Consider the following 25,914-nt stretch of genomic DNA (forward strand, 5'->3'; position numbering starts at 1 on the left):
GCGATCACGGCAGCACGTAACGAAAAGCAGTTGCGCCCGGTACATACGCTTCAGCACGTGGAAGCCACTGCTGTCGTCGTGCGTCCGTCCGACCAAGCTGTCCTGATGCTCCCGTCGGGGCTCCCCCGGGTCGCACGGCCGGACGACTTCTGGTTCCCGGACGTCGAGTCGGTTCTGGAGGCGTTGCGGGACGAGCACGGCGTCGAGGCCGTCGTCCTCACGTGTCTGTCCGACGACCCGCTCACGTACCTGATGCTGTTGTCCGGCGAGCCGCCGGCCGGCGCCCGCTGGGTGCACGACCATCCCGTCACCGCATCGGACCTGCCCGACTGGTCACGACCGGAGTGGTTCGGCGAAGCGCCGCGGTGGATCGCCGAGCGTGTGAAGGCGACAGGCCCGTGGGCGCAGGTGAAGTCGTGGGGCCTCTCGAATGTGTTGCGCATCCCGACCGCCGGCGGCGACGTGTACTTCAAGGCGCTCTCGCAGGCGTCGACCGAGCCGGACGTCTTGCCGTTCCTGTTCGCGAACGAGCCCCAGTTCCTGCAGCGCGCGTCCACCGACCGCCCGGGTGAGGTCCCGGCGCCGATCGCGATCGACGAGCAGCACGCCTGGATGCTGCTGCCCGACCTCGGGTCGCCGCTCGCCGGCGAGAACGACATCGCGGTGTGGATCGATGCCGTGCGCAACCATGCGCGACTGCAGCGCAGTTACGCCACGGAGCCCGAACGGCTGCTGGAGTACAGCTGCGCCGACCGGCGGCTCGCCGTACTCGACGCGGAGCTGGACCACCTGCTGGCGCCGAACGCGCTGACCGAGGGCCTCGATCCGACCGAGCGGGCGAAGCTGCCGGACCGTGCGAAACAGTTGCGTGAGGCAATCGCCGAGCTGGCGGCGATCGGTGTACCGGAGACGCTGCTGCACGGCGACCTGCACCCGCGGAACCTGGCGGTACGCGACGGTCAGGTGCTCGCGTTCGACTGGACCGACGCGGCGCTGGCGCATCCGTTCCTCGACCTGGTCACGTTCGTGGAGAAGTCGTCGCCGCTGTCGAGCGACCCGCGCGTGCGGGACGCGTACCTGGCCGAGTGGGAGGAGTACGCCACGCCCGCCGACCTGCGCCGCGCGCTGACGCTGGCCGAGGAGCTCGGCACCCTCTACCAGACGATCACCTACCTGCACCTCGTCGACCACCTCGGCGGCCCGAGCAAGCAGTCGATGCTGCGCGGCGGCTCCGTCTGGCTCGAGAAGCTGCTAGCGGTGCAGAACGACTAGCTGGTTGCGGAGCCCGCGGCGCACCGGCGGGTCGAGGTAGCGGTCCCAGTCCGGATGGCGCTCGCCGCGGAGCTTCGCGTAGTGCGCGAGGGCTTCGGACAGGGCGGACTCGCGGAGATACCCGCGGGCGAGCGGCTGCTTGCCGCGGCCGTTCGGACGGGGCCGGCGCTCGTAGGCCGCGTTCGCGGTGAAGATCCCGAGTCCGTAGAAGACCGTGAGCAGGTCGGTGAGCGACTCGTGGTCGGGCCGCCGGACAAGTGAGATCCGGCCGCTGCCGAGCAGCAGCTCGTGGCCGGCCTCGTGGGCGTAGGTGGCGATCAACGCGACCGGATCGGCCGCCAGCGCGGGTACGAGCAGAATCTGGTTCTTCCCGTTGGTGCGGATCCAGCGCCCGGACTGCTCCTTCACCACCAAGCCGTTCACAGGGCGCCGTACGCCGTCCAGCTCGAAGCTCAGCCCGCATTGCCCCGGGCGCAGGTCCATCCACGCGTCGATGCGGCCGCACAGCTCGGTCGCCGCGGCCACGCTGCCGTCGTACCCGTCGGGGATCAGGTCGGACGGCAGCGCGATCGGCCGCAGCAGTACGTCGCGCCCGAACTCGGCCACCAGCCAGTCCATCGACGATCGGATCCAGCGCCGGCTGCCGCCCGGCAACCGCTCGCGCGGCGCCTTCAAGTGGGATCGCAGCTGCTGACTTCGCCGGATCATCCCGATCGGATTCCTCACCCGCCGGATCATGCCTGTACGACGCCGCAGCGAAACCTCCCGGTTCCGCTGCGTCACCGCTGGTTGACGTCAGGGCAGCGGCGCGCCCTCCTGGATCGACGCGATCTCGGCGTCCTTCACCAGCGTCGCGAGCCGCGCGAAGGTGCGGATCCGGACCGCCCGGTCGACCTCGGTGGGCATCACCGGCAGCAGCGACTCCGGCCACAACAGGTGCCGCCGGAAGGCGTACGCCGCCAGCGCGTCGCAGGCGCCGCGCTCGCCGAGGTAGCCGAGCGTCTGCAGTGCCGAACGCCGGCCGGGGAGGCGCTCGACCGCCTGGTTGGCCAGGAAGATCCCGAATCCGTGGAACACCGCGAACAGGTCCGTCAGCGCCTCGGCGTCCGGCCGGCCGCGGTCGATCAGGTGGTAACCCCAGAGCACCTCGTGCCCGAGCTCGTGAGCGGTGGCCGCGACCACAGCGGCCGGGTCGGCCAGGGTGGTTGCCGACAGCATCACCGCGGTCCCCCGGTGCCCGCCGCTGCGCAGATCCAGCCAGGCCGCGCGCGATCCGCTGCCGGCCGGCGTCGACCAGATCGCCTCGGCACGCCGGCTGAGTTCGGCCCGCCGGACCGGGTCGGTCGCGGCGCGGATCGCCGTACAGCGTCTCACCTCGGCGTGCAGTTCGCGCTCCGCGAGTACGCCGATCTCGGCCGCGAACCCGGCGGCGGCCAGCGCAGCCACCTCGGCCGGGGTCATCGTTGCCTTCAGCCCCGACACCGCGACCAGGTCGCGGCCCTGCTCGGGCAGCAGCCGGTGCACGGCCGCGCTGCGGGCCGCCGCACGGACCTGTTCCATCCGGAAGCTGAACCGGATCCGGTCGTCGGGGACCTCCATCCATGCGCAGACCTTCAGGCAGAGTTCGCGCGCCGCGGGCTCCGAACCGTCGTACCCGGCGGGCACGAACTCGCTGGGGAGAACCGGCCGCCGGCGAAGCGGCTCGACCCCGAACCGGCCGATCAGCCAGTCCAGCGAGTTCTCGATCCACTGCTCCGGCCCACCGGGCAGCAGGACCTTCGGTCCGTACAGCTGCTCGCGATGTCGTTGCCGGCGCCGCCACGCACCGATCAGATTCATACCGGAACTGACGCGGCCGCACGCGGCGCCGTTCCATCAGGAGTGTTGCGGCTGGATCACCAGCCCAGGACGGTCGGCGGGCCGCCGATCAGCTCCTCCAGCCGGGCGACGAAGCGGGCTCGCGGCTCCGGATCGAGAGCCTGGTGCCAGTGCGGGAGGAGTGGTCCGTCGCGGACCAGCTGGTGCTGCCGGAAGCGGTACACGGCGAGCGCTTCGGCGACGGCGTGTTCACCGAGGTAGCCGAAGGTTTCCACGGTCGGTGTGCCGAGCGTCTTCTCGTCGAGCGCCGCGTTCGCGTGCGCGATCCCGAACCCGTGCAGAACGGCGTACAGGTCGGTCAGCGGTTCGCGGAGCGGGCCGGCGGCACCCGGTACGTCGGAGGACAGCAGGACCTGGTGGCCGAGCTCGTGCGATGCCGCCGCGATCAGCACGGTCGGGTCGGCGAGGAGGCCGGAGCCGAGCATCACCGCGGTGTGGCCGGGCAGCAGCTCGACGCCCGGCAGGCAGTAGGTCAGGTCGGTCCAGCGCCCGGCGGCGGACGCCTCGGCGGCGGCGGTTCCGGGGTCCGGGCGATCGGGGCGGCGCTCGAGCTCGGCGCGGCGGACGGGATCGGGCTCGGCCGCGATCTCCCGGCAGCGGACCAGCTCGGTGAGGAAGTCGAGGAACGCGAACCGCTGGATCTCCGGCAGCAGGCCGTCGCCGTCCGTGCCGTCGTGAACGCCGCACTCGACGAGCAGTTCCTCGAACCGGTCGCCGGTCTCGGCGCCTGGCATCCGCGCGTACTTCCGGACGGCGGCGACGTCCTCCGCGGCCGCACCGCGGAACGCCGGCAGGGACCGCGCGACGTACGCGTCGACGAGGGTTGCCGCCAGCAACTGTCCCGCCTCGACGACCTGCTCCAGCTGGAAACTGAACCGGATCCGCGCCGACGGGATACCCATCCGCTCGCTCACCTGCAAGCACAGCTCACGAGCGGCTTTGGGCGACCCGTCGTACCCGTCCGGCACGAACTCCCCCGGCACGACGGCCGGCCGCCGCAACCCGTCCGTCCCGCAGTGCTCGACGAGCAGCCCCAACCCCTCCTCGACCCACCGCCGCGCCCCACCCGGCAACTCGACCTTCGGAGCGCGCACGAGATCGCGGAAGGACATATCCATGTCTGCTCCGACGGTGGCCACTGTTGTATCGGTTCCGCGTTATTTCAGCAGGAGTTTGCCGAGGCGGCGAGAGGCTACGTACATGCCGAGGGCGCCCATGGCGGCCAGGTAGAGCGCGTGGACCAGGAGGAACCAGTCGACGTTGCCGGTGCTGAACGCGCGCTCCAGGACCACGCCCTGGTAGAGCGGGGTGATCTCGACCAGCCAGCGGATCGCCTCGGGGTAGGTCTCGACCGGGTAGAACGTGGCCGAGAACAGGAACATCGGCATGATCGCCAGCTGCACGAACTCGAAGTCCTGCCAGCTGCGCATGAACGTCGTCAGCGCCATCCCCGCACCCGCGAACGCGAACCCGATCAGCACCGCGGCGGGCAGCGCGAGCAGCGCCCACCACGACGAGATCAGGCCCATCAGCAGCATCACGACGATGAACATCGCGGAGTAGATCGCGCCGCGCAGCAGCGCCCAGGTGACCTCGCCGGTGGCCACGTCCCACGGCCGCAGCGGCGTGGCGAGCATCGAGTCGTAGAGCTTGGCGTACTTCATCCGGAAGAAGATGTTGTACGTCGAGTCGAAGATCGCGCCGTTCATCGCGGAGCTGGCGAGCATCGCCGGCGCGACGAACGCGGCGTACGCGATCTTCGTGCCGTCGGACAACGTGAAGTCGCCGACCAGGTGCGCGACGCCGACCCCGATCGAGAGCAGGTAGAACACCGGCTCGAAGAACCCGGACAGGAACACCACCCAGGACCGCCGGTAGAGCAGGAAGTTCCGCTCGACGATGTGCCGGCCGCCGCCGAGCCGCACCGGAACCGGCAGCACGCGCGCCGCGATCGTCGCCATCAGCCGACCAGCCTTTTCGTGAAGCCGCGGACGGCGAGCCAGGTGCCGACGACGAACCACGCCAGCAGGTACGTGACGTTGAGGAGCGCGAGCCAGGGGTCGACCGTGCCGAGACTGAGGCTGCGGCACAGGTCGACCGCGTGCCACAGCGGGCTCACGTAGGCCAGCCACTCGATCCAGTCCGGCAGCTGCGAGACCGGGAAGAACGCCCCGGAGAACAGGAACGCCGGCACCACACCGAACCGGAACACCATCGCGAACCCGGAGTCGTTGTCGAGGATCGTCGCGTACGCCGCGATCGGGCTCGCGACCGCCATCCCGACGAGCAGCGCGACCGGCAGACCGAGCACCCCGAGCGGCGACTTCAGCCCGCCGAACAGCGTGATGATCACCAGGAACACCGCGCACGACGTGAACACCCGGAACGCGATGAAGCCCAGCTGTCCGTAGACCACGTCGGCCGGCCGCAGCGGCGTCGCGATCATCGAGTGGTAGAACTTCTGCCACTTCAGCCCACTCATCACCGGGTACGTCGCCTCGCCGACCGCGATCTGCAGCGCGGTGGCGGCCAGCAGGCCCGGCGCGATGAACTGCAGGTAGCTGACGCCGCCGAGCGCACCGGTCCCGTTGCTGTCCACGAACGAGCCGAGCCCGATCCCCATCGCGGCCAGGTAGAGCATCGGCAGCAGGAAGCTGCTGATCATCGTGCCCTTCCAGGTCCGCTTGTAGACGGTCAGCCAGTAGTCGAACATCCGGCGCCCGTTCTCCACTGCGAGCGCCATGTCAGTCCACCAGCGTTCGGCCGGTCAGGCGGAGGAACACGTCCTCCAAGGTCGAGCGGCGGACCAGAACGGCGGCCGGCTGCAGACCGCGCTCGTGGACGGCGGCGACCGCGCGCTCACCGTCGTCGGTGTAGAGCAGCAGGCGGTCGGGGAGCACCTCGATGCGCTGGGCCAGGTCCTCGACCTTGCCGGCCAGGGCGTCGTGGTCGGCGAGCATCACGTCCGGCCCGAACCGCAGCTCGGTCACCTCGCGCGTCGAGTAGTCGCGGATCAGGTCGGCCGGGGAGCCCTCGGCCGCGATCAGGCCGCCGTCCATCACCACCAGCCGGTCGCACAACTGCTCGGCCTCGTCCATGTAGTGGGTGGTGATGATCAGCGTGACGCCGGCTTGTTTGAGCCGGAACAGCTTGTCCCACAACAGATGCCGGGCCTGCGGGTCGAGGCCGGTGGTCGGTTCGTCGAGCAGCAGCAGGTCGGGCTTGCTGACCAGCGAGCGCGCGATCGTCAGCCGGCGCTTCATCCCGCCGGACAGCTCGTCGACCTTGACCTTCGCCTTGTCGGTCAGCGCCACGAACTCGAGCAGCTCGTCGGCGCGGCTGCGGCACTCGGCCCGGCTGAGACCGAAATACCGCCCGTAGATCGTCAGGTTCTCCCGGACGGAGAGCTCGGTGTCGAGGGTGTCGTCCTGCGGGCACACCCCGAGTCGCGCGCGGATCGCGGGGCCGTCGGCGGCCGGGTCCAGGCCGAGGATCCGCAGGGTGCCGCCGCTGGTCGGCGAGACCGCGCCGATCATCCGCATCGTCGACGACTTGCCCGCGCCGTTCGGCCCGAGGAAGCCGAAGGCCTCGCCCCGCCACACGTCCAGGTCGATCCCCCGCACGGCCTCGAAGTCGCCGTACGACTTCCGCAGGCCGCGGACATGCACCAGTGACTCCCGCTCAGCACTCACCTGACCGACACTAGACGCACCTCCGGACAGTTTCCTGGTGTTTTGCCTGTGGGTAACCGAGCCGCTTGACCGCATACGCCCGCACCCCCGCGGCGAGCCACTCCGGCAGGTCCCGGTCCACCAGCTCGATGATGGCGCGCTGGTCCGCGTTCTCCACCAGCAGATCGCCGAGCCCGTAGTACGTCGTGGGCGTAGCCGGCCAAACCTCCAGCACGCCGAGGTAATGCTGCTCGATCAGCTCCAGCGCCTCCGCCGAGTGCGGGAGAACACCGCGGTCCCTTGCAGCGGCCATGCGCAGCAACAGGCGACGCCCTTCGTCGCCCATCCGCTCGTAGTCCTCCCGCGTCCACCCCTCGGCCTCCCGCACCGCCTTCTCGAACCCCTCCGCCGTGCCTTCCCCGTACCGCTCGGCCAGGTCGTCCCGCAGCCGGGTTCGAGCCTGCGACAGTCCGGCGAAGAACTCGTCGTCGGCCACCGAGTCGTCCCCGGACAAGGCGGCGACGGTCCGGTCGATCGCACCGAGCATCGTGTCCAGCCGTTCCCGCTCGCGCAGCAACTGCTCGCGGTGCCCCTCGAGCGCGGCCACCTCGTCGTCCTGCTCGTCCAGGATCCGCGCGATCCCCGGCAGCGGTACGCCGAGCTCACGGAGCAGCAGGATCCGTTGCAGGCGGAACAGTTCCGGCCGGCCGTAGTACCGGTAGCCGTTCGCGGCGACGCGGCCGGGTGCGAGCAACCCGATGGCGTCGTAGTGCCGCAACGTCCGAACGGACACACCGGCAAGCTTGGCCACCTCGCTGACCGTGCGCTCCACGACACCTCCGGAAACAAGACTGGAGTATGACGTTACGTCAGCCTTTAGCGTCCGCGACATGGCATTCACGATCCTGCACACCCGACTGGCCGACCGAGGCGCGGCGCTGCCCGCGGACTGCCTGCGGGTCGCGAACGGTCGCATCACGGCGATCGGCGGCCCGGAGATCGCCCAGCCGGGCGACACGCTCGTCGACGGCTCCGGCGCGACCCTGCTCCCAGGGCTGATCGACGCGCACGTCCACCTGGCGCCGGGGTGCGTCCAGCTCGCGGCGGCGTACGGCGTGACGACGCAGCTCGACCAGTTCAGCATGCCGGAGGTGATCGACCGCGAGACCCCGCGGTCGTCGTTCCGCACGTCCGGCATCGGCGCGACCGCGCCCGGCGGGCATCCGACGATCGCGTTCCCGCCGATCCCGTATGTCACCGGGCCCGAGGACGCGAAGCAGTTCGTCGCGGACCGGATCGCCGAGGGCGCCGACCACCTGAAGCTGATCTACGACGACGGCTCCGGCGCGATGCTGAACATCCCGACGCTCGACTCACGCACCGTCCAGGCGCTGACCGACGAGGCGCATGCCCACGGGCTCACGGTCGTCGCACATGTGTCGACGGCAGCCGGCGCGGTCAAGGTGGTCGAGTGCGGGGTCGACGTACTGGCGCATGTGCCGTCCGACCTCATGTCCCCGGCGGACATCGAAGCTGTGGCAGACGTAGCCGTCATCGCGACACTGGGGGTCGCCGTCGACGGCTTCAACGGGCCGTCCGGACACCTGCCGCTGCTGGACGAACCAGAGCTCATGGCGCGCATGCCCGCGCGCTGGAGACGAGTGCTGGACCACCAGTCCCGTCGCTGGATGCCGCCGGAACCACCGGACGGTACGGCGGCCCGCGCCAACACGCTGGCGCTGCACCAGGCCGGCGTACGGGTGCTGGCCGGTACAGACGCACCCAACCCCGGTCTGGTGTTCGGAGCCTCGCTGCACCGGGAGCTGGTCCATCTTGTGCGTGCTGGGCTCACACCGGCGGAGGCGCTCGTGGCTGCAACCAGTGCACCGGCTGAGGTGTTCGGCCTGGTGGACCGGGGCCGGCTGACAGTCGGTGCCCGCGCAGACCTGCTGCTGGTCGACGGCGATCCACTGGCCGACATCACTGCAACCCAGCGGATCCGTCAGACCTGGCTCGGCGGAGAGCAGCGTGAGTACGACGACGAGCGAGAGCTGGCGAGCATCCGCTTCCTGGGAGAGACGACGGCCCGGATCGTCGCAGCTCTGAAGTCGCAGTTCCCGGGGTTCCCATCGCCGGAAGACGTGGTGCGCGAGGACGGAGAGCTGCTCGGCCGCGTCGTACCGGTGACCGGCGGCTGGTTGCCGACGACAGTGTTCGGCGCGGAGCTCGGTCCGGTGAGCAGCCACGACAGCGCGGTCGAGACGGTCCAGCGAGAAGGGCTGGCGAGTCTCACCGAGACGTGGTGGGCCCGGACCGACGGGCCTTGGCTGGAGGCCGTGCTGACAGAGGTACAGCCGGAGCGGGTCCGGCTGCGCTGGAAGGACCCGCTGCTCGAACAGCCGCCGTCAGGCCGGTGGTACGACCTGACGGACATCGACCTGTCTCGTCACCCTCTCCCGACATAAGGCATGCCGGCCGCCATCACCGTCAGCGTGGGTACGGCGACCGACGTCGGCAGCTCGGCGATCCGCACGACGAAGTCGGCCACGATCTTCGGGTCGAACGTCGGCTCGACCGCGATCGAACCGTCCGGCTGGAGCACGCCCTGCTCCATCCGGGCGGTCATCGCGGTCGCGGCGTTCCCGATGTCGATCTGGCACGCCGTGATCCCGTGCGCCCGGCCCTCCAGCTCGAGGCTCTTGGTCAGACCGGTGACGGCGTGCTTGGTCGCGGTGTACGCGATCCCCTGCGGCCGCGGCACGTGCGCCGAGATGGACCCGTTGTTGATGATCCGCCCGCCCTTCGGGTCCTGCCGCAGCATCACGTCGTACGCCGCCTGCGCGCAGAGGAACGACCCGGTCAGATTGGTGTCCACCACCCGCCGCCAGTCCTCCTCCGCGACGTCCTGCACGGCCGCGGCCGGTGAGCCGATACCCGCGTTGTTCACCAGGACGTCGACCCGCTCGAGTCCGCCGAAGAACTCCCGCACCGCAGCACCGTCGGCCACATCGAGTACGACGTGCCGCACCGCCCCGCCCGCAGCGTCGACGGTCTCCTTCAGCTTCGCCTCTGTCCTGCCGGTCACCCACACCTGGAACCCAGCCGCCGCCAAGGCCAGCGCCATCTCCCGCCCCAGCCCTGACCCGCCACCGGTAACTACCGCGACCCTCGTCATGCCGTCACCCTTCTGCCTCGCCGGACTGCCGTCCAGGATGGCAGCAACGCGGCAGCGACCGCAGTGAGGACCAGCAACTCCAGCCACACGCCCTTGCCCAGCGGAGGCACCAGCTCCTCCGTCAGGTTCCAGGCCGCGTGCACCAGGATCGCGGCCGGCACCCCGCCGCGCAGACGCTCACTCACGAACAGCATCACGAACGTCAGCGGGAACAGCTCCAAGAAGAACGTCAGCCCCTGCTGGGTGAACAGCCCGTCGTCGTACTGCCCTGTGCCGGGCAAGAAATACAGCGGCACGTGCCAAAGACCCCATGCCGCCCCCAGCACCGCGGTCGTCCCGAGCGGCCCGAAGTACGTACGCAGCCGCGGCTGCACGTACCCGCGCCACCCGAACTCCTCCGACACCGGCCCCGCCAGGAACGTGTAGGCCGCCGCGCCGAGCACCCCTCCAGCTCCCGCGACGACCGAGGCAGCGTGATCCGGCAACGCCGGGAGGTCTCCCATCAGTGCGGTAGCCACCAGCGGCGGCAGCGCACCCAGTACGACGGCGGCGACCGGCCACGCCAACGACCACCGGACGACGCGCCGCCGCTCACGGTGCAGCAGCCACATCACCAGCGCGGCCAACGACGGCCCCGCGGCCGCCAGCGCGAAGACGAGCGAGCCCACCCCCTCGTCCGGATCGGCCCCCAGTACGCCGAGGACTCCCCACGGCGCCCAGGTCAGAACCAGACAGATGACCCCGAACTCCACCAGTCGCCGTTTGATCACCGCCACAGCCTCGTGGCGCCACGGCGGTCGTACGAGGGTGCTGGGCCGACCATCGGCGGGGAGGCCAGCACTACCTCGCGTCACAAAACGCCGGCCTGCACCGTCGCATTACTACTCACACCCACGATTCGGCTGCAGAAAGTGATCACCCGGCGACAGAGAGCAAATGAGTGGCGGCTCAGTTGATGATCATGGAAAGTCATTTGCGTGTATCACGCAAGCATGTATATGCTTGCAGCATGCAAGTAAACGACGCGTACATCCCGGAGACCCCCATCGAGGGCGTCATGCACGCGTTCACCCGGATCGGGCGCCGGCTGAAGGCCAAGCAGCCCGGCGACACCATCGACCACAGCGCCCACATCGTGCTGTTCGCGCTGCGCTGCAACGGCGCCCTGCGGCTGTCCGACCTCGCCGCGCGGCTGGAGCTCGACGCCTCCACCACGAGCCGGCACGTCCGGTCCCTGGAGCAGCTCGGCCTCGTCCGCCGCTCCCCCGACCCCGACGACGGCCGTGCGTTCCGCGTCGAGCTGACCGAGCAGGGCGTCGAGCAGTGGGAGGCCAGCGCCCGGCACCGGATGGAGCTGCTCAGCGCGGCCATGGAGGGCTGGTCCGAGGAGGACGTGCAGACCTTCGAGCGGCTGATGACCCGCTTCGCGGACGGCGTCGCCGCTCTCACCGAACCACCTAGCAGTGCCGCCTGGGCCGACAAGGGCTGGGCCGCAGTCGCGCCGCGACTGGGCCGCTCCGCCCCGGCCGGGCGACGTACCGAACAAGACTCCGCGGCCGACGGCCCGAACACGGACAACACCGCCGTCCCCCGCGAGAACACCGACAACAACCTGGAGAGCACCAGATGAGCACCACAGAGCCCGCCACCGCCGGCGGCGCTGCACCAACCGACGGTGGTCCCAACTACCTGTCCCACAAGCAGATCCTGGTCGTCCTCGGCGGACTGATGGCGGGGATGTTCCTCGCCGCCCTGGACCAGAGCATCGTGGGCACGGCGCTGCCGCGGATCGTCAGTGAGTTCAACAGCCTGGACAAGCTGTCCTGGGTGGTCACGGCGTACCTGCTGACCTCGACCGCCTCCACCCCGCTGTGGGGAAAGATCTCCGACCTCTACGGCCGCCGCCCGCTGTTCATCGCGGCGATCCTCACGTTCCTCGCCGGCTCGGTGCTGTCCGCGATGTCGCAGAACATCGAGATGCTGATCGGCTTCCGCGCCGTCCAGGGCCTGGGCGCCGGCGGTCTGATGTCGCTCGCGTTCGCCACCATCGGCGACGTGATCCCGCCGCGCGAGCGCGGTAAGTACATGGGGTACTTCGGCGCCGTCTTCGGCCTGTCCTCGGTGGCCGGCCCGCTGCTCGGCGGCCTGCTCACCGACGGCCCGGGCTGGCGCTGGATCTTCTGGATCAACCTGCCGATCGGTCTCGTTGCCCTGGGCATCGTCAGCGCCGTCCTGAAGCTGCCGCACGTGAAGCGCTCGCACAAGATCGACTACCTGGGCGCCGCGACCGTGGCCGCCGCCGTCACCTCGCTGCTGCTGGCCGTGTCCTGGAGCGGCCCGTCCAACGGCTGGGGCACCGGCACCACGCTGGCCCTGCTCGCGGGCTCCGTCGTGCTGGCCATCGCGTTCGTGTTCATCGAGCTCCGGGTCGCCGAGCCGATCATCCCGATGGACCTGTTCAAGGGCCGGATCTTCTCCGGGTACGCCGGGTTCGCGTTCCTGCTCGGCTTCGCGATGTTCGGTGCGCTGATCTTCCTGCCGCTGTACCTGCAGGCGGTCAAGGACCTGTCCCCGACCCGCTCCGGCCTGGCGCTGCTGCCGATGATCGTCGGCATCTTCTCCGCGTCGATCCCGAGCGGCCAGCTGATGAGCAAGACCGGGCGGTACAAGATCTACCCGATCATCTCCGCGGTGATGGTCAGCGGCGCGATGGTGCTGCTGTCGACGCTGAGCCTGAGCACGCCGTACTGGCAGCTGGCGATCTACATGTTCGTCATGGGCGCCGGTCTGGGTCTGTCGATGCAGATCACCGTCACCGCGGCGCAGAACAGCGTGCCCCGGCAGCACATGGGCTCCGCGACCTCGACGATGACGTTCTTCCGCTCGATGGGCGGCGCGATCGGTACGGCGGTGTACGGCGCGGTCCTGACCAGCCGGCTGAAGGTGCACCTGACCGACCTGGTGCCGCAGGCCGCGCAAGGCATGGTCGACAAGCTGGCCGACGCGGCGAACAGCGTGCAGGCACTGCACCTGCTCCAGCAGCCGATGAAGGGCTGGGCGCTGCACGGTCTGGTCGACGCGATGGACGACGTGTTCCTGGTCTCGCTGCCGTTCCTGGCGATCGCACTGGTCCTCGCGGTCATCACGCCGGAGCAGCGGCTGGCCGGCCGCAACGACGGCCCCAAGCCCGAGGGCGAGGAGTCGCTGGAGTCCTCCGCGGCCGCCGCGATGCACTGACCGGCGCTTGACCGAACCGATACCGAACTTCGGTTGACCTACCCGACAGCCGCCCTGGGAAGCTTCCCAGGGCGGCTGTTCTCGTTCTGTCCGCGGACAGGCCGGGAGCAGGACGTCCGCCTGACCCCTCCGGGGACTTAGTTTCGACACGTACCGCAACCGACAGGGACTGCCGCACGGATGAAGACACTTGACCGGCCGCTGGACGACGACGACCGCGCGATGGCCGACATCGCCGAGGTCCGCGACTGGCGACGCCTCGGCGGCCCGCACGCGGGCCAGACCGGACCGCTGCCGGTCCGCCGCCTGATCCGCCGGGTGAAGTCCGCGACGAACTGGAAGCCGTGGCCGATCAACCGCAAGACGGTGATCGACGACCAGCTCGACGGCTGGGGTTTCCTGACCCGCCGCAACACCGAGCTCGCGGTGTACGACGACCAGGTGCTGCCGCACAGTCCGTTCAGCGGCTGGGTCGCGTTCGCCCTCGAGCCGGCCGACGTCGATGCCGCGGCCGCCGGGCTCGACGAGCACTGGCCGGCGAAATTCGACCTCGCCTGCCGGCACTGGGGACAGCCGTCGTACGTCGGAATCGAGAGCAAGACCGGTTTCGAGGACGACTGGGCCCCCGGCGCCGGCACCGACCGCCGGCACCTGGCGGTCTGGACGCCGCCGGGCGCGCAGATCCACCTGTACAGCAACAAACCGACGCCGAGGTCGACGTCGGTCGGCATCAACTATGTGGTGTACCTCAACGAGGAGGGGTCATGACAGCACTCGACGAGCGCCGGGCCGCCCGGACCGCGCTCCGCGACCAGATGGCGAACGGCGACGTCGCGCCGGCCACCGGACCGGAGAGCAGCGTGTCGCAGGAGGCCCTGACCCGGATGTCGCGGCAGGTCGCCGCGATGAGCGGGAACGGCCCGTCAGAACTGTCCCCCGACCTCGCCAAGAGCGTCCAGGCAGCAACCCTGCCCCGGGTCGCACCGGGGCAGGCGCGGACCGGCGATGTGCACGGCTCTCGCACCGAGTCCAGCACCTTCGAAACCCGCAAACCCGACCGCGGCGGACCCGCCCGCTGACTGCGGATCAGTCCGCTTTCCAGGGCTCATCGCCCTCCAGATGCTGACCCCGCTACCGCCGTACGGTTGCCGCCGACGGCTCGAGTACTGACGGAAGGAACAAAGCCCGGAATGAAAACCCAGGACAGGCCCCTCGACGAAGACGCCGCAGCGATCGCCGACTTCGCCGAGATCGCCGACTGGCGACCGATCGCCGGACCGGACAACGACGAGACCGGCCCCGAGGTGGTCAAGGCGATCGTCCAGCGCGTCACGTCGGTCACCGACTGGCAGCCCTGGCCGCTGCTGCCAGGACAGCAGATCGACGACGTGCTCGCCTCGTGGGGATTCACCACCAAGCGCGGGAGCACCGTCGTGGTCTTTCCCGGGCTCGCGTTCGCGGACGCCCGCAACAGCGGCTGGTCGGCGTACGAGATCAGCCCCGACGACATCCCGGCGGCCGAGGCCGGGCTCGACCAGGCCTGGCCGGCGATGCTCGACCTGGCGCGCAAGTACCTCGGCGAGCCGGACTATGTGGGCGACGACAGCCGCCCGCACTTCCTCGACGAGTGGCGCCCCGGTGCGGGCGCCGACAAGCGGCACCTGGCCGCCTGGGTCCGCCCGGGCGCGCAATTCCACCTGTTCAGCAGCAAGCCGACGCGGGACCCGCTGACCGAAGCGGTGGGCGTCACTTACGCGGTCTACATCGACTAGGAGTCCGAGATATGTCGCAGCCCACCGAAGGCCCGCAGCCGCAACGCACCTGGACCGAGACCCTGGACTGGCTGGCCAGCCAGCCCCAGCAGAACTTCGAGAACCTCGGCCGGCTGGCCGCGCTGGAGAAGGAACAGTTCGATCGCCTCATCAAGCAGGCCCAGAAGGTGCCGTTCAAGGACAAGGTGAACGACAAGGTCCTGAGCGCCACCGTTCGGGTCCAGGCAGTCTTCGACCGGGAGACGCAGCGCCTGAGCGACATGGCCGAGCGCCTGCAGAGCCAGGCCGGTCAGTACCTGAACGCCGGCCGCGAATGGGCCGACCAGCAGATCCAGGCCGGTCGCCAATGGGGTGGCCAGCAGATCCAGGCCGGGCGTGAGGGTCTGCAGGCCGGGCGTGAGTGGGCCGGTCAGCAGGCCCAGGCCGGTCGCGAATGGGCCGGTCAGCAGATCGACCGGGCCGCCGCGTTCGGCGGCCAGCAGGTCGACCGCGCCGCCGCGTTCCGCGACCGGCAGATCGACCGGGCAGCGGAGTTCGGCCAGCAGGCCGCCGGTGCCTACCAGGCCGGCGTCGAAGCGGCCGGCCGCGGCATCCAGGCCGGCCGCGAGTGGGGCGGCCAGCAGGTCGACCGGGCGGCCGCGTTCGGTGGTCGGCAGGTCGACCGGGCGACAGAGCTCGGCGGACGTGCGATGGACGCCGGCCGCGATCTCCGTGACCGGGCAGGGCGCTGGCTCCAGGCCCAGAAAGGCCGTGTCAGCAGGGCTTCCGAAGGCGCCCGCGCAACCATCGCCATGGCACGGTTCGACGGGAACATGCCGGGTGTGACAACGCAGGATCTGGCGCACCTGAGTCAGCAGCACAGCCGCATCATGACCGGCGGCACGCTGGAAGCCCGGCTGGCAGCCGCACAGGACGTGGCGCAGCGGCTCCAGTCCCAGATGGACGCCCAGACCCAGGCGCACGCCCTCGGTGGTCTGGCACCGGCCGGGCAGGCCGTCAACCAGGGCCAGGGCACCCAGACCCCTGCGACCGAGCAGGCCGCCACCACAACTCTGCAGAAGAACGCCGACAACAAGGGCATTGGCAAGGGCTGACACCCGACCCGAACCCGAACAGACGCCGCCGGGCCTGGCTCGGCGGCGTCTTCGCTTGTTCGCACGGCAGACTGGGCCCATGAATCCGCTGCAGACCCGGATGGCCACCGTCGGCCTGCAGGCCCTCGCCGACCGCGGATTCGTCCTCGCCGGCGGCTACGCCCTCCAGGCCCACGGCTTCGGCCACCGCGAGTCCGACGACATCGACCTCTTCACCGACGACCTCGACCCGGCGCATTTCACCGAGTCCGTCGAGCACCTGGTCACCGCGTTCCGGTCAGCCGGCCTCGATACCGAGGTCGCGCGGCGGGCGTCGCTGTTCGCCCGGCTCGTGGTCGAGTCGAGCGCCAAGGCCGACCTGGGTGTGGATCACCGGCAGCAGCCTCCGGTGCCGCTGCAGATCGGTCCGGTGCTGTCCGAGGCGGATGCGATCGGCAGCAAGGTCGGCGCCGTGTACTCCCGGCTCGAGCCTCGCGACTTCATCGACGTCCAGTTCGTCCTCGACAGCGGCAGATACGACCGGAGCAGGCTGCTCGAGCTGGCCGACCACCGCGAGGCCACCCCGCTGGACCGGCAGATGTTCGCGGGCCAGCTGCGGGCCGGCGCCCGTCTCCCGGACGCCGGCTTCCTCCGCTACGGCGCTGCTCCGGAGCAGATCGCGCGCATCCGGCGTACGGCGGCCGACTGGGCCGCGGCGCTCACCGACCACCCGGTGGACGGGTCATCTGGGACGATGTCCTCATGAGTGACAAGCACGAGGCGCAGCCGGGCGACACCTACGCGTCGATGATCCCGTACGTCGTCCCCGAGTCACTGGACCTGCTCCAGGGGCCGACCGCAGGCGTCATCGACCTGCCCACGCGCCTCGACTGGGGACCGAACGGCCGGTACGACCTGTCGAACATCGACGAAGCCACCGCCTTGTACAGCAAGGTGATCAGCGAGGCGTCGACGCAGGACGACCTGACGCAGTACCTCAGTCGCGACATCCTGGTCGCCCTCTGGCCGCGGCTCCGGCTCCCGCGCCGCTGCGCGGACCTGTGGAACCAGGCCTTCCCGCAGCTTGCCGCGGGCAACGGAACCCGAGGATGAAGCCGGAGCACGAACGCGCCACCCGGATCGCTCTGGACGCCCTCCGCGACAAGGGCTTCGCGCTGGCCGGCGGCAACGCCCTCGCACAGCACGGCATCGGCAGCCGCCAGTCCGACGACATCGACCTGTTCACCAACCAGATGAACCAGGACGTCGGCGAGACCATGAACGACGCCCGGGCGGCGTTCGAGGAACAGGGCTACAGCACGGAGATCATCCGCCAGGGGCCGCACCACGCCCGCATCGAGGTCGCCAGGGGCGAGGAGAAGGCGCAGATCGACTTCGGCAAGGACTTTCGCGCCAAACCGCCGGTGGACTCCGAGGTCGGCCCGGTGATCTCGGTCGAGGACGCGGTCGGCTCGAAGGCGGCCTCGATCTACACCCGCGGCGAGGCCAAGGACTTCGTGGACGTCGACGCCGCCATGCAGGCCGGGTATTCGACCGACCATCTGCTCCAGCTGGCCGACGCCCGGGAGGCGTCCCCGATGGACCGGCAGATGTTCGCCAGTCTGCTCGACGACGCCCAGCGCATCCCGGACGCGGAATACGCCAAGTACGGGCTCGACGCCGAGCAGACCGCCGGGCTGCGGGGACGGATGGGCGCCTGGGCGAACCAGATCCGCACCCGCGAGGCGAACCCGGACATCGACAAGTCGGTCGGGCTGCTGAACTCCGGCCAGGCGATGCCCGGCCAGGTGCAGGCCGCCGGCACGAGCGGCGCGGCCGGACGGACCGGGCACTCCCTCAGCCAGGAGCGGTCGAAGGGCGAGCGGGGCAGTTAGTCGACGATCGGGGAGTCGTCGGTGGCTCCCTGGTGGTTGCGGCGTCTGGGGAGCGGTCTGGGGGGTTCGGGGTCGACGTCGTTGCCGGCCAGGTGGTTGACGATGGTGTTGAGGACGGCTGCGGTCGGGACCGCGACCAGGGCGCCGACGATGCCGGCGATGACCACGCCGGTGGCGATGGCGAGGATGACCGCCAGCGGGTGCACGCTGACCGCGCGGCCGAGCAGGAACGGCTGCAGCACATGCGCCTCGAGCTGCTGGACGCCGATCACGACCGCGAGCATGATGATCGCGACGATGGGGCCCTTGGCAACCAGCGCGACGAGGACGGCGACGATCCCGCTGACCAGGGCGCCGACGACCGGGATGAACGCGCCGACGAACACCAGGATGCCGATCGCGCTCACCAGCGGCAGGCCGAGGATCGCGGCCCCGAGCGAGATCCCGATCGCGTCGACCGCGGCGACGATCACCGTGGCCCGGACGAACGCGGTCAGCGACACCCACGCCTTCCGGCCGGACGAGTCGGCCTTGTCCCGGGCCCGGCGCGGGAACAGCCGGACCAGCCAGGACCAGATCTGTTCGCCCTGGTAGAGGAAGAAGAACAGGCAGAACAGCGAGATGAACAGCCCGGCCACCACGTGCGTCGCCGTCGTACCGACCGCCGCCGCCTGCTGGCCGAGCGCGCCGCCGGACGTGATCTGTTCGCGGACCTGCTTGAACAGGTTGGTGATGTCGGCGTCGGTCAGACCGAAGTTGATCCGGGCCGTGTCGCGGATCTTCTGCACACCCTCGCCGACCTGGTTGGACAGGTCCTCGAACTGCCCGGCGATCTGCGTGCCGACCAGCGTCAGCAGGCCGGCGAGCACGATGATCGTCGCGATCACCGTGATCCCGGCCGCCGGTCCGCGCGGCAGGCGAAGCTTCTGCAGGCCGGTGGTGACGGGCACCAGCAGCGCGGTGAGCAGGACGCCGACGGTCACCGGTACGACGACCTCGGACAGGTACCGCATCCCGTAGCCGATCACGCCGACGGCCGCCACGATCACCAGGAACCGCCAGGCCCAGGCGCTGGCGATCTCCATCGCCGGCGTCACGCCGTGATCCACCTTCTTGCGCGCCGCGGGCTCCGAAGGCACCGAGTGCGCCGCCGGCTCGGCGCTCGACGACTCCAGCACGTCGTTGTCCGCCACCGGACTCGACTCGTCGCGGTCCTCGGCCCGGTCCCGCCCCGTCTCGCTCATCCCACCTCCGCAGGCTTGGTGATGACGAGACTAGTGCCCGGTGCGGCTCGTTCCATGAATGTGGGCGGCCAGGCCTTCGGCGGCCTTCGGGGCGTCGTCGGCGAGCAGGCCGACCGCGGCGAGCACGTAGTCGGTGTCGACGCACACCTCGGCGCGTTCCGGGACCAGCCAGCCCTCCGCCTGCGCGTTCGTCCCGATCGACCCGAGGATCCGGGCCGCGACCTCGGGCGGGTTGTGCCGCAGCACTCCCCCGGACCCGACCAGCAGGTCCACCTCGCGCAGGTCCTTCCCGGACCGCTCGATCACGCGTCCGCCCGGCCCGAACACGATCCGCTGCCGTCCCGCGTGCCGGCGCAGCGCGACCGTCGCGGCGACACTCGCCAGCGCCTCGTCGTACGACGCCTCCCGGTCACTGCCCGGAAGGTACGACGGGTCCGCGCGCCGGCGCTCGGCCGCCGCCTGCAGCTCGCCGGGATCCGCGACCAGTCCCGCCTCCTCGCCCGCAGCGACCACCGGTACGGCGCTCCAGCGCATCCCGAGATCGCCCTCGACGGTCCTGGTGACCGGATGCGTCGCGACCACCTCGCGGCCGAGGTTCGCGTCCTCGGGATCGAGCTCGATGACCGAGTGCACATCGGTGGTCGCGCCGCCGATGTCGACGACCGCAACGTCGCCGTGCAGCGCGGCGAGCACCTCGACACCGCGCAGTACGACGTCCGGCGTCGCGGCGCGCACCACCCGGGCGAACGACGGGTCCCGGGACAGGTTCTTCCCGCCGATCACATGCGCGAGGAACATCTCCCGGATCGCGGCGCGGGCGCTGTCCGGCGCGAACACGCCGATCTCCGGTACGACGTTTTCCGCCAGCACATGCGGGACTTCCGCCGCGGTCAGTGTTTCCGTGATTTCCGCTTGGGCGTCGATGTTGCCTGCGACAACGACCGGTTTCCGCCAGCGGTACTTCGCCAGCGTTTCCGCGGCCTTGAGCAGGACGGCCGAGTTGCCGCCGTCGGTCCCGCCGAGCAGCAGCACGACGTCCGGGCGGTCCTTGCGCAGCTCCTTCTGACTCGTCGCGGTCAGCCCGCCGCTGACGACCGCCACGACGCGTCCGCCGCTGGACAGCGCGACCCGCTTGCCCGCCTCGGCGGTGACGAGCTCCTCGTTGCCCACGACACCGATCCGCAGCCCGCCGCCCGCACTCGAACAGGCGAGCACCTCGGCGTCCCGGACGCCCCGGTCAGCTGCTTCCAGGACGGCACGGCACGCGTGCCAGCCGTCCATGACGTCGGTGCCGATCGTCGTGCGGTGCTCGGCCCGGGCGACGAGCTCGCCCGAGCCGGAATCCACCGCGACCGCCTTCGTGAAGGTCGACCCGAAGTCGACCGCCACCACCAGACTCACGCCATTGCGCGATCGAGGTCGAGCAGCAGGTCGTCGATCGTCTCGATGCCGACGCTGAGCCGGATCAGGTCCGCCGGGACCTCCAGCGGGGTGCCGGCGACCGAAGCGTGCGTCATCTTGCCGGGGTGCTCGATGAGGGACTCGACGCCGCCGAGCGACTCACCGAGGGTGAAGACCTCGGCCTTGTTGCAGATGTCCAGGGCCTGCGCCTCGCCGCCCCCGACGCGGAAGCTGACGATCCCGCCGAACCGCTTCATCTGCTTGGCCGCGGTCTCGTGGCCGGCGTGCCCGTCCAGGCCCGGGTACAGCACCTGGGTGACGGAGTCGTGCCGCTGCAGGAACTCGACGACCCGCTCCGCGTTGTCGCTGTGCCGGTCCATCCGGACCCCGAGCGTCTTGATGCCGCGCAGCACCAGCCACGAGTCGAACGGGCCGGCGACGGCGCCGATCGCGTTCTGGTGGAAGGCGATCTTGTCCGCCAGCTCGGCGTCCCGCACGATCAGCGCGCCGCCGACCACGTCGGAGTGGCCGCCCATGTACTTGGTCGTCGAGTGCACGACCACGTCCGCGCCGAGCTCCAGCGGCTGCTGCAGGTACGGCGAGGCGAACGTGTTGTCGACGACCAGCAGCGCGCCGGCGTCGTGCGCGATCTGGGCGACGATCGCGATGTCCGCGACGTTCAGCAGCGGGTTGGTCGGGGTCTCCAGCCAGACGACCTTCGTCTTGCCGGGCTGGATCGCGGCCCGGATCGCCTCCGGGTGGGTGACCGCGGCGGGCGTCATCTCGACACCCCAGTTGCTCAGCACGCGGGAGAACAGCCGGAACGTGCCGCCGTACGCGTCGTCGGGGAACACCACGTGGTCACCCGGCGCGCACACCGACCGGATCAGCGTGTCCTCGGCGGCCAGGCCGCTGGCGAACGCGAAGCCGCGGGTGCCGGCCTCGATCGCGGCCAGACACTCCTCGAGCGCCGTCCGGGTCGGGTTCGCCGAGCGCGAGTACTCGTAGCCGTTGCGCAGGCCGCCGACGCCGTCCTGCTTGTAGGTGCTGGTCGCGTAGATCGGCGGCACCACCGCACCGGTGGTCGGGTCGGGCTCGTTCCCGGCGTGGATGGCGAGCGTCTCGAAGCCGTAGTGGTGTTCCCTGTTCACCGGACCAGCGTACGGCCTGGTCTGCTGGGCTCCCGCACGCCGTCCGGGAGCGGGCCGATCGGGTGGATCCGAGTTGTCCACAGCTGCGTCGTACCGGCTGGCGAATGACCCATTGGGCCGCCTACGGTTGCGCACAGAAGTTCTACAGAGGGTTGCGGTCAGCGAACCGGGCAGGAAGGACGTCGGGGCCGGATGAAGACGCAGGACAGGCCGCTCGACCAGGACGACCTGGCGATGGCGGATCTCGCCGAGATTCCGGACTGGACCGTGATCGCGGGTCCGGACGGCGACGAGGCCGGGCCGGAGGTCGTGCGCGCCCTGGTGCACCGGGTGATGGGCGAGACCGCCTGGGAGCCGTGGCCGCTGCAGGCCGGTGAGGTGATCGGCGCCGACATGGTCTCCTGGGGATTCACCACCCGCCGCGGCACCACCATGATCGTGTTCGACGGGCTGGCGTTCCCCGACTGCCCCGACAGCGGCTGGTCGGCGTACGAGATCGGTCCGGACGACATCGCCGCCGCCGAGTTCGGGCTGGACACGCACTGGCCGGACCACCTCGCGCTCGCCACCAAGCACTGGGGACAGCCCGACTACGTCGGCGACGAGAGCAGCCCGACGTTCGCGGACGAGTGGGAGCCCGGCGCCGGGACCGGCCGCCGGCACCTGGCCGTTTGGCTGCGCCCGGGCGCCCAGATCCACCTGTACAGCACGAAGCCCAGCAAGGACCCGCTGACGACCTCAGTCGGCGTCAACTACGCCGTGTACATCGACTAGGAGACCCGATGAGTGAGCCCTCGCAGGAAGGCACCGGCGTTCGCGCCAGGTACTCCCGTTGGCGCGCCACGTCGCGGGGTCGCAAGACGCTGAAGGCGGCGTACGCGCAGGCGGCCCGCGACGTGATGCGGATGGACCCGGCGGTCCGCGAGCGGATCGGCCGCGCCAACATGACGCAGTCCGACCTGCAGCAACTGGCGAGCCTCCACGTCGACGCACAAATGCGCCCGGACCGGTATGCCGGTGTCTCGGAGCGGCTCGGCCAGCGGGCGAGTGACCGGCTGCAGGAGGCGGGCCCCGCCCCCAGACAACCGCGCGTGTCCAGGACCAGGAATCCGGTCCGCAGGATCGCCCGCCGGTACTCACGCTGGGGGCGGAACGAACGTCGGGGGACGAAGGCGCTCAAGGCTGCCCTGACGCAGGCGGCCAAGGACATCAAACGGACCGATCCGTCCGTGCTGCGGGCCATCGGCCGATCGACGCTGAACAGCGCGGACCTCGCGGCGCTGGCCTCGAGCCGGATGGACGAGGTGTTCCGGCCGGAGGGCCGCTTCCAAGGGGTGCCGGGGCAGCAGAACGGCGCCGGACGGCAGGGCATCCAATCCCGGGACGCGGTCCGGCAGACGCCTCAGCAGTCCGAGCAGGTGGCCCAGCGGATCGCGGCGCTGCAACAGTCGATTCTCGAGAGCCAGCAGCAGATGCTCACGCTGATGGAGGAGAACAACCGCCTCCAGGCCGAGATGCGTCAACTGCTCGAGGCGCGCGTCCAGCAACTCCAGCAGGAGAACGCCGGCACGAGCCCTGCCCTGGAGCCCGGTCGGGATCAGCAGCGGGAAGGCGTCAATCAGCTCGAGCCGGGCACCGGCCAGGAACCAGGCGAGCGCGCCGAAGGCGGACCCGAGGTCGGCGAGCCCCGCGCGACAGGCGAAGCGGAGACCGGCGAGCCCCGCACCACAGGCGAAGCCGAGACCGGCGAGACCGCCGAGCCCCGCGCGACAGGTGAAGCCGAGATCGGCGAGCCCCGCACCACAGGTGAAGCCGAGGTCGGCGAGCCCGCTGAGCCGCGGGCGACGGGTGAGGCCGAGGTCGGGGGCGACCACGGGCCGCAGGTCGGTGAAGGCGCAGAGCCGCGGACGCCTCAGGCCGGCCCGGAGGTCGACGGCGCGGAAGCGCGGAACCCCGCCGAGGACTGGACCGTCTCGTCCGAAACCCAGGGCGAGTCCGCCAAATCCGCCGAGGCACAAGGAGGCCTGCGGCCGACCGGCGAACTGGACGCACCCGCAGCCGGCACGCAGGACCCGGCAAGCACCCCAGCACCAGCCGTCGCCCCCCAGCAACCCGGCACCGACCAGCAACTGCCCGCGCAGGGACCGCAAGAGCCCGCAGCAGGGGAGGCGCCGAGGAGAACGCCGTCGACCCGCCGGGAACTCGTGGCAGACACACCCGGGCCCGTCACCATCGATGCCGAGCTGATGCGATCTGCCGGCAAGGTCTCGGTCAGGGTCGATCCGAACTGCACGCAAGCGAGGCTGGAGATCTCGACGGCCGACACCGAGGGGCCTTCGGCCGAGGCGGTGCAGCGCGCGACGCTCGGGCAGAGCCCCGACGGCATACTGTCCGCGAAGGTTGCCGGCTCTTCGAACGGCAGCGTGATCACCACCGGGAACGGTATCCAGATCTCCGGATACAGCGGTTCGATCCAGGTCAACGGGGTGCAGATCAATGGCGACGGCTCCGCGACCCCGGCCCCGTCGCCGATCGAGGTGACCGCCGTCGTGCCGCCCGGGAGTGATCTGAGCGCGCTGACCCAGAGCGCCGACATCGAGGCGAGTGGCCTCGACATCGTCGAGGCACAAAGCCAGTCCGGCGATGTGCGGGTGGACACCGCCCAGAACGTCGCCGCTGAGACCCAGTCCGGAGACGTATCCGTCGACCGGGCGCAGAAGGTCGATGCCAGGTCACAGAGCGGGGACGTGCGGGTCGGCCGCGCAGAAGGCGATGTGCGGGCGAAGACACAGAGCGGGAACGTTTCGGTCGACCAGTTCGCCGGCGGGTCGGCGCGCGCCGGCTCCATGTCCGGCAATGCCCGGATCCATGTGGTCGATCGGGCCGAGAACGGGCCCCGGATCGTCCGCGCCGAGTCGATATCCGGCAACGCGACCATCAGCACCTCGAGCGAAGGGGTCGCGCAGAACCTGAACGCCGACGCGACGTCGATGACCGGTCGCGCCAGCGCGCCGCCGCGTGCGTCCACCGCACCGCTGCACCAGTCGGGCCAGTCGAGCCAGTCCGGCCAGGGCGCCAGACCGGATCACCAGATGCCGGGCCGGCAGTCCCCTACGGCCCGCGGCCCGGCCTCGGAACGGTGACACGGACATGCTACGGACATGACACGGACACTGCCGCGGACCACAGGGGTTGTCAGAAGTCGGTCAGCGTCAGCTGCGTTTCTACTGGAGTGCCTTCGGTGAGGTTCTCCGCGGTGCGGACCGGCTTCTTGACGGGGAGGACGTAGGCGCCGGTCTTGCTCGGGAACACCGACGTCTGCCACGTGCTGCCACCAACCGTCACAGTGACCCGCACCGACCCGAAGCCCTTCCGCCGGCCCGCGGTGAGCGCCGCGATGTCGTCGCTGATCTCCTCGGGAACGGTGATGAAGTACCAGCTGCCCTCGCCCGGGTACTGCCACAGCGGTGCCGTGAACCGATAGTCCGGCGCCGTCATTCGGTGACCGGGGCGCCGCGGCGGGCCAGGATGGCGGAGGCGGCGTCCAGGAGGATGGCCCGGATCTCGGCGTCCGAGACGCCCAGGTCGAGCTCGGCCGACATCGCGGCGCCGATGGTTTCGACCGCGGCGGCGGCCCGCAACCGGTCGGCGGGCGTCGGATCGGGGCCGGCGAGCCAGAGCTGGAAGCGCCGGGACTGCGCGATCAGGATGTCCAGGTCGTCGCCGAAAGCGGCGAGCACGGCGGCGATGTCGCGCATCAGCGTCGGCCCGGTCGAGCGGTGCGCGATGACCACGTCGACGTACGCCGCGAGCAGCTCGCGCTCGTTCTCCGGTGACCACGGGAGATCCTCGACCTTCCGCAGGACCGCGAACACGTCGTCGAGGAACGTCCCGACGATCGCGCGCAGGAGCTCCTGTTTCGACGAGTAGTGGTAGTACAACGACGCCTTGGTGATGCCGACCTGCTCGGCGATCTCCCGCAGGCTGGTCTTGTCGTACCCCTGGCTCGAGAACAGGTCGACCGCGGCGCGGTGGATCGCCGCTTTGGTGTCGCGGGAACTCGTCGCGTGCTGCACGTCACCACCTTCTCACCTTCACTTGCCTACCGACCGGCAGGTAGTCTACCTACCGACCGGCAGGTAGAC

The 25,914-nt window shown here is 70.4% G+C and carries 27 protein-coding genes; 13 read left to right on the plus strand and 14 right to left on the minus strand.

What is annotated here, in order from left to right:
* The first annotated feature begins 57 nt into the window (after positions 1–57).
* On the plus strand, positions 58–1,272 hold the full coding sequence (locus AB0I12_RS08355; RefSeq protein WP_359926395.1) for an aminoglycoside phosphotransferase family protein: 1,215 nt from the start codon (positions 58–60) through the stop codon (positions 1,270–1,272).
* On the opposite strand, the gene AB0I12_RS08360 is transcribed toward AB0I12_RS08355, so the two are convergent.
* From AB0I12_RS08360 to AB0I12_RS08390, 7 genes are all read right to left on the minus strand, one after another.
* On the minus strand, positions 1,252–1,998 hold the full coding sequence (locus tag AB0I12_RS08360) for a hypothetical protein (protein ID WP_359926398.1): 747 nt from the start codon (positions 1,996–1,998) through the stop codon (positions 1,252–1,254). The two genes, AB0I12_RS08355 and AB0I12_RS08360, sit on opposite strands and share 21 nt — an antisense overlap.
* Positions 1,999–2,067: 69 nt before the next feature.
* The gene (locus AB0I12_RS08365) at positions 2,068–3,111 is read right to left on the minus strand and encodes a hypothetical protein (RefSeq protein WP_359926400.1); all 1,044 of its coding nucleotides are present in this window, start codon (positions 3,109–3,111) and stop codon (positions 2,068–2,070) included.
* 56 nt (positions 3,112–3,167) lie between these two features.
* Positions 3,168–4,268: a hypothetical protein gene (locus tag AB0I12_RS08370; protein WP_359926403.1), complete on the minus strand. Its 1,101-nt coding sequence runs from the start codon at positions 4,266–4,268 to the stop codon at positions 3,168–3,170.
* A gap of 39 nt (positions 4,269–4,307) precedes the next feature.
* The gene (locus tag AB0I12_RS08375) at positions 4,308–5,111 is read right to left on the minus strand and encodes an ABC transporter permease (RefSeq protein ID WP_359926405.1); all 804 of its coding nucleotides are present in this window, start codon (positions 5,109–5,111) and stop codon (positions 4,308–4,310) included.
* Complete coding sequence (locus AB0I12_RS08380) at positions 5,111–5,893, minus strand: ABC transporter permease (protein ID WP_359926407.1); 783 nt, start codon at positions 5,891–5,893, stop codon at positions 5,111–5,113. Before AB0I12_RS08380 ends, AB0I12_RS08375 begins: the two co-directional genes overlap by 1 nt.
* Position 5,894: 1 nt before the next feature.
* On the minus strand, positions 5,895–6,842 hold the full coding sequence (locus AB0I12_RS08385) for an ATP-binding cassette domain-containing protein (protein ID WP_359926409.1): 948 nt from the start codon (positions 6,840–6,842) through the stop codon (positions 5,895–5,897).
* A 10-nt stretch (positions 6,843–6,852) separates the two neighbouring features.
* A complete protein-coding gene (locus tag AB0I12_RS08390) occupies positions 6,853–7,653 on the minus strand; it encodes a MerR family transcriptional regulator (protein ID WP_359926412.1) in 801 nt (266 codons plus the stop codon).
* 58 nt (positions 7,654–7,711) lie between these two features.
* Between AB0I12_RS08390 and AB0I12_RS08395 the strand changes: the two genes are divergently transcribed.
* Entirely contained in the window at positions 7,712–9,286 is a 1,575-nt protein-coding gene (locus AB0I12_RS08395) for an amidohydrolase family protein (protein ID WP_359926415.1), read from the plus strand.
* Here the strand turns inward: AB0I12_RS08395 and AB0I12_RS08400 are convergent.
* Together AB0I12_RS08400 and AB0I12_RS08405 are read right to left on the minus strand one after the other, a co-directional pair.
* A complete protein-coding gene (locus tag AB0I12_RS08400) occupies positions 9,268–9,996 on the minus strand; it encodes an SDR family oxidoreductase (protein WP_359926418.1) in 729 nt (242 codons plus the stop codon). The genes AB0I12_RS08395 and AB0I12_RS08400 overlap by 19 nt on opposite strands.
* The gene (locus AB0I12_RS08405; RefSeq protein WP_359926421.1) at positions 9,993–10,766 is read right to left on the minus strand and encodes a type II CAAX endopeptidase family protein; all 774 of its coding nucleotides are present in this window, start codon (positions 10,764–10,766) and stop codon (positions 9,993–9,995) included. Before AB0I12_RS08405 ends, AB0I12_RS08400 begins: the two co-directional genes overlap by 4 nt.
* Before the next feature lie 239 nt (positions 10,767–11,005).
* Between AB0I12_RS08405 and AB0I12_RS08410 the strand changes: the two genes are divergently transcribed.
* The 9 genes from AB0I12_RS08410 to AB0I12_RS08450 all read left to right on the plus strand — a co-directional run bounded on the left by AB0I12_RS08410 (position 11,006) and on the right by AB0I12_RS08450 (position 17,973).
* The gene (locus tag AB0I12_RS08410; protein WP_359926423.1) at positions 11,006–11,626 is read left to right on the plus strand and encodes a MarR family transcriptional regulator; all 621 of its coding nucleotides are present in this window, start codon (positions 11,006–11,008) and stop codon (positions 11,624–11,626) included.
* Positions 11,623–13,233, plus strand: a complete 1,611-nt coding sequence (locus AB0I12_RS08415; protein ID WP_359926426.1) for an MDR family MFS transporter — start codon at positions 11,623–11,625, stop codon at positions 13,231–13,233. The genes AB0I12_RS08410 and AB0I12_RS08415 overlap by 4 nt, the downstream gene beginning before the upstream one ends.
* 180 nt (positions 13,234–13,413) lie before the next feature.
* Positions 13,414–14,001: a hypothetical protein gene (locus AB0I12_RS08420; protein ID WP_359926429.1), complete on the plus strand. Its 588-nt coding sequence runs from the start codon at positions 13,414–13,416 to the stop codon at positions 13,999–14,001.
* Positions 13,998–14,312, plus strand: a complete 315-nt coding sequence (locus tag AB0I12_RS08425) for a hypothetical protein (RefSeq protein WP_359926432.1) — start codon at positions 13,998–14,000, stop codon at positions 14,310–14,312. The genes AB0I12_RS08420 and AB0I12_RS08425 overlap by 4 nt, the downstream gene beginning before the upstream one ends.
* A 111-nt stretch (positions 14,313–14,423) precedes the next feature.
* Positions 14,424–15,005: a hypothetical protein gene (locus tag AB0I12_RS08430; protein ID WP_359926434.1), complete on the plus strand. Its 582-nt coding sequence runs from the start codon at positions 14,424–14,426 to the stop codon at positions 15,003–15,005.
* Positions 15,006–15,016: 11 nt separating this feature from the next.
* A complete protein-coding gene (locus AB0I12_RS08435) occupies positions 15,017–16,099 on the plus strand; it encodes a hypothetical protein (RefSeq protein WP_359926436.1) in 1,083 nt (360 codons plus the stop codon).
* Between the two features lie 79 nt (positions 16,100–16,178).
* The gene (locus AB0I12_RS08440; protein WP_359926438.1) at positions 16,179–16,844 is read left to right on the plus strand and encodes a nucleotidyl transferase AbiEii/AbiGii toxin family protein; all 666 of its coding nucleotides are present in this window, start codon (positions 16,179–16,181) and stop codon (positions 16,842–16,844) included.
* On the plus strand, positions 16,841–17,191 hold the full coding sequence (locus tag AB0I12_RS08445) for a hypothetical protein (RefSeq protein WP_359926441.1): 351 nt from the start codon (positions 16,841–16,843) through the stop codon (positions 17,189–17,191). Before AB0I12_RS08440 ends, AB0I12_RS08445 begins: the two co-directional genes overlap by 4 nt.
* Positions 17,188–17,973, plus strand: a complete 786-nt coding sequence (locus AB0I12_RS08450; RefSeq protein ID WP_359926444.1) for a nucleotidyl transferase AbiEii/AbiGii toxin family protein — start codon at positions 17,188–17,190, stop codon at positions 17,971–17,973. The genes AB0I12_RS08445 and AB0I12_RS08450 overlap by 4 nt, the downstream gene beginning before the upstream one ends.
* Here AB0I12_RS08450 and AB0I12_RS08455 read toward each other — a convergent pair.
* Genes AB0I12_RS08455 through AB0I12_RS08465 form a run of 3 tightly spaced genes read right to left on the minus strand, consistent with a single transcriptional unit; the run spans position 17,970 to position 21,769 of the window.
* Positions 17,970–19,217: an AI-2E family transporter gene (locus AB0I12_RS08455; RefSeq protein ID WP_359926447.1), complete on the minus strand. Its 1,248-nt coding sequence runs from the start codon at positions 19,215–19,217 to the stop codon at positions 17,970–17,972. The two genes, AB0I12_RS08450 and AB0I12_RS08455, sit on opposite strands and share 4 nt — an antisense overlap.
* 30 nt (positions 19,218–19,247) lie before the next feature.
* The gene (locus AB0I12_RS08460) at positions 19,248–20,618 is read right to left on the minus strand and encodes a glutamate mutase L (RefSeq protein ID WP_359926449.1); all 1,371 of its coding nucleotides are present in this window, start codon (positions 20,616–20,618) and stop codon (positions 19,248–19,250) included.
* Positions 20,615–21,769, minus strand: coding sequence for a cystathionine gamma-synthase (locus tag AB0I12_RS08465; protein WP_359926452.1), 1,155 nt, complete (start codon positions 21,767–21,769; stop codon positions 20,615–20,617). The genes AB0I12_RS08460 and AB0I12_RS08465 overlap by 4 nt, the downstream gene beginning before the upstream one ends.
* Positions 21,770–21,961: 192 nt before the next feature.
* Here AB0I12_RS08465 and AB0I12_RS08470 point away from each other — a divergent pair, with 192 nt between their 5' ends.
* Both AB0I12_RS08470 and AB0I12_RS08475 read left to right on the plus strand, forming a co-directional pair.
* Positions 21,962–22,543, plus strand: coding sequence for a hypothetical protein (locus AB0I12_RS08470; protein WP_359926455.1), 582 nt, complete (start codon positions 21,962–21,964; stop codon positions 22,541–22,543).
* Positions 22,544–22,551: 8 nt separating this feature from the next.
* Complete coding sequence (locus tag AB0I12_RS08475; RefSeq protein WP_359926458.1) at positions 22,552–24,912, plus strand: DUF4097 family beta strand repeat-containing protein; 2,361 nt, start codon at positions 22,552–22,554, stop codon at positions 24,910–24,912.
* Positions 24,913–24,964: 52 nt separating this feature from the next.
* On the opposite strand, the gene AB0I12_RS08480 is transcribed toward AB0I12_RS08475, so the two are convergent.
* On the minus strand, positions 24,965–25,267 hold the full coding sequence (locus AB0I12_RS08480) for a DUF1905 domain-containing protein (RefSeq protein ID WP_359926461.1): 303 nt from the start codon (positions 25,265–25,267) through the stop codon (positions 24,965–24,967).
* Positions 25,264–25,845 carry a helix-turn-helix domain-containing protein gene (locus tag AB0I12_RS08485; RefSeq protein WP_359926464.1) on the minus strand — a complete coding sequence of 194 codons (582 nt, stop codon included), beginning with the start codon at positions 25,843–25,845 and terminating at the stop codon, positions 25,264–25,266. Before AB0I12_RS08485 ends, AB0I12_RS08480 begins: the two co-directional genes overlap by 4 nt.
* Positions 25,846–25,914 lie beyond the last annotated feature (69 nt).

Source organism: Kribbella sp. NPDC050459 (assembly GCF_040655315.1).
Taxonomy (GTDB): Bacteria; Actinomycetota; Actinomycetes; order Propionibacteriales; family Kribbellaceae; genus Kribbella.

What these genes read in the sequence shown, in the direction of transcription:
- AB0I12_RS08420 (WP_359926429.1), top strand. Translation starts at nt 13,414, where the DNA reads ATGAAGACACTTGACCGGCCGCTGGACGACGACGACCGCGCGATGGCC.
- AB0I12_RS08470 (WP_359926455.1), top strand. Translation starts at nt 21,962, where the DNA reads ATGAAGACGCAGGACAGGCCGCTCGACCAGGACGACCTGGCGATGGCG.
- AB0I12_RS08415 (WP_359926426.1), top strand. Translation starts at nt 11,623, where the DNA reads ATGAGCACCACAGAGCCCGCCACCGCCGGCGGCGCTGCACCAACCGAC.
- AB0I12_RS08375 (WP_359926405.1), bottom strand. Translation starts at nt 5,111, where the DNA reads ATGGCGACGATCGCGGCGCGCGTGCTGCCGGTTCCGGTGCGGCTCGGC.
- AB0I12_RS08425 (WP_359926432.1), top strand. Translation starts at nt 13,998, where the DNA reads ATGACAGCACTCGACGAGCGCCGGGCCGCCCGGACCGCGCTCCGCGAC.
- AB0I12_RS08395 (WP_359926415.1), top strand. Translation starts at nt 7,712, where the DNA reads ATGGCATTCACGATCCTGCACACCCGACTGGCCGACCGAGGCGCGGCG.
- AB0I12_RS08435 (WP_359926436.1), top strand. Translation starts at nt 15,017, where the DNA reads ATGTCGCAGCCCACCGAAGGCCCGCAGCCGCAACGCACCTGGACCGAG.
- AB0I12_RS08370 (WP_359926403.1), bottom strand. Translation starts at nt 4,268, where the DNA reads ATGGATATGTCCTTCCGCGATCTCGTGCGCGCTCCGAAGGTCGAGTTG.
- AB0I12_RS08480 (WP_359926461.1), bottom strand. Translation starts at nt 25,267, where the DNA reads ATGACGGCGCCGGACTATCGGTTCACGGCACCGCTGTGGCAGTACCCG.
- AB0I12_RS08450 (WP_359926444.1), top strand. Translation starts at nt 17,188, where the DNA reads ATGAAGCCGGAGCACGAACGCGCCACCCGGATCGCTCTGGACGCCCTC.
- AB0I12_RS08400 (WP_359926418.1), bottom strand. Translation starts at nt 9,996, where the DNA reads ATGACGAGGGTCGCGGTAGTTACCGGTGGCGGGTCAGGGCTGGGGCGG.
- AB0I12_RS08440 (WP_359926438.1), top strand. Translation starts at nt 16,179, where the DNA reads ATGAATCCGCTGCAGACCCGGATGGCCACCGTCGGCCTGCAGGCCCTC.
- AB0I12_RS08410 (WP_359926423.1), top strand. Translation starts at nt 11,006, where the DNA reads ATGCAAGTAAACGACGCGTACATCCCGGAGACCCCCATCGAGGGCGTC.
- AB0I12_RS08455 (WP_359926447.1), bottom strand. Translation starts at nt 19,217, where the DNA reads ATGAGCGAGACGGGGCGGGACCGGGCCGAGGACCGCGACGAGTCGAGT.
- AB0I12_RS08445 (WP_359926441.1), top strand. Translation starts at nt 16,841, where the DNA reads ATGAGTGACAAGCACGAGGCGCAGCCGGGCGACACCTACGCGTCGATG.
- AB0I12_RS08475 (WP_359926458.1), top strand. Translation starts at nt 22,552, where the DNA reads ATGAGTGAGCCCTCGCAGGAAGGCACCGGCGTTCGCGCCAGGTACTCC.
- AB0I12_RS08430 (WP_359926434.1), top strand. Translation starts at nt 14,424, where the DNA reads ATGAAAACCCAGGACAGGCCCCTCGACGAAGACGCCGCAGCGATCGCC.
- AB0I12_RS08380 (WP_359926407.1), bottom strand. Translation starts at nt 5,893, where the DNA reads ATGGCGCTCGCAGTGGAGAACGGGCGCCGGATGTTCGACTACTGGCTG.
- AB0I12_RS08365 (WP_359926400.1), bottom strand. Translation starts at nt 3,111, where the DNA reads ATGAATCTGATCGGTGCGTGGCGGCGCCGGCAACGACATCGCGAGCAG.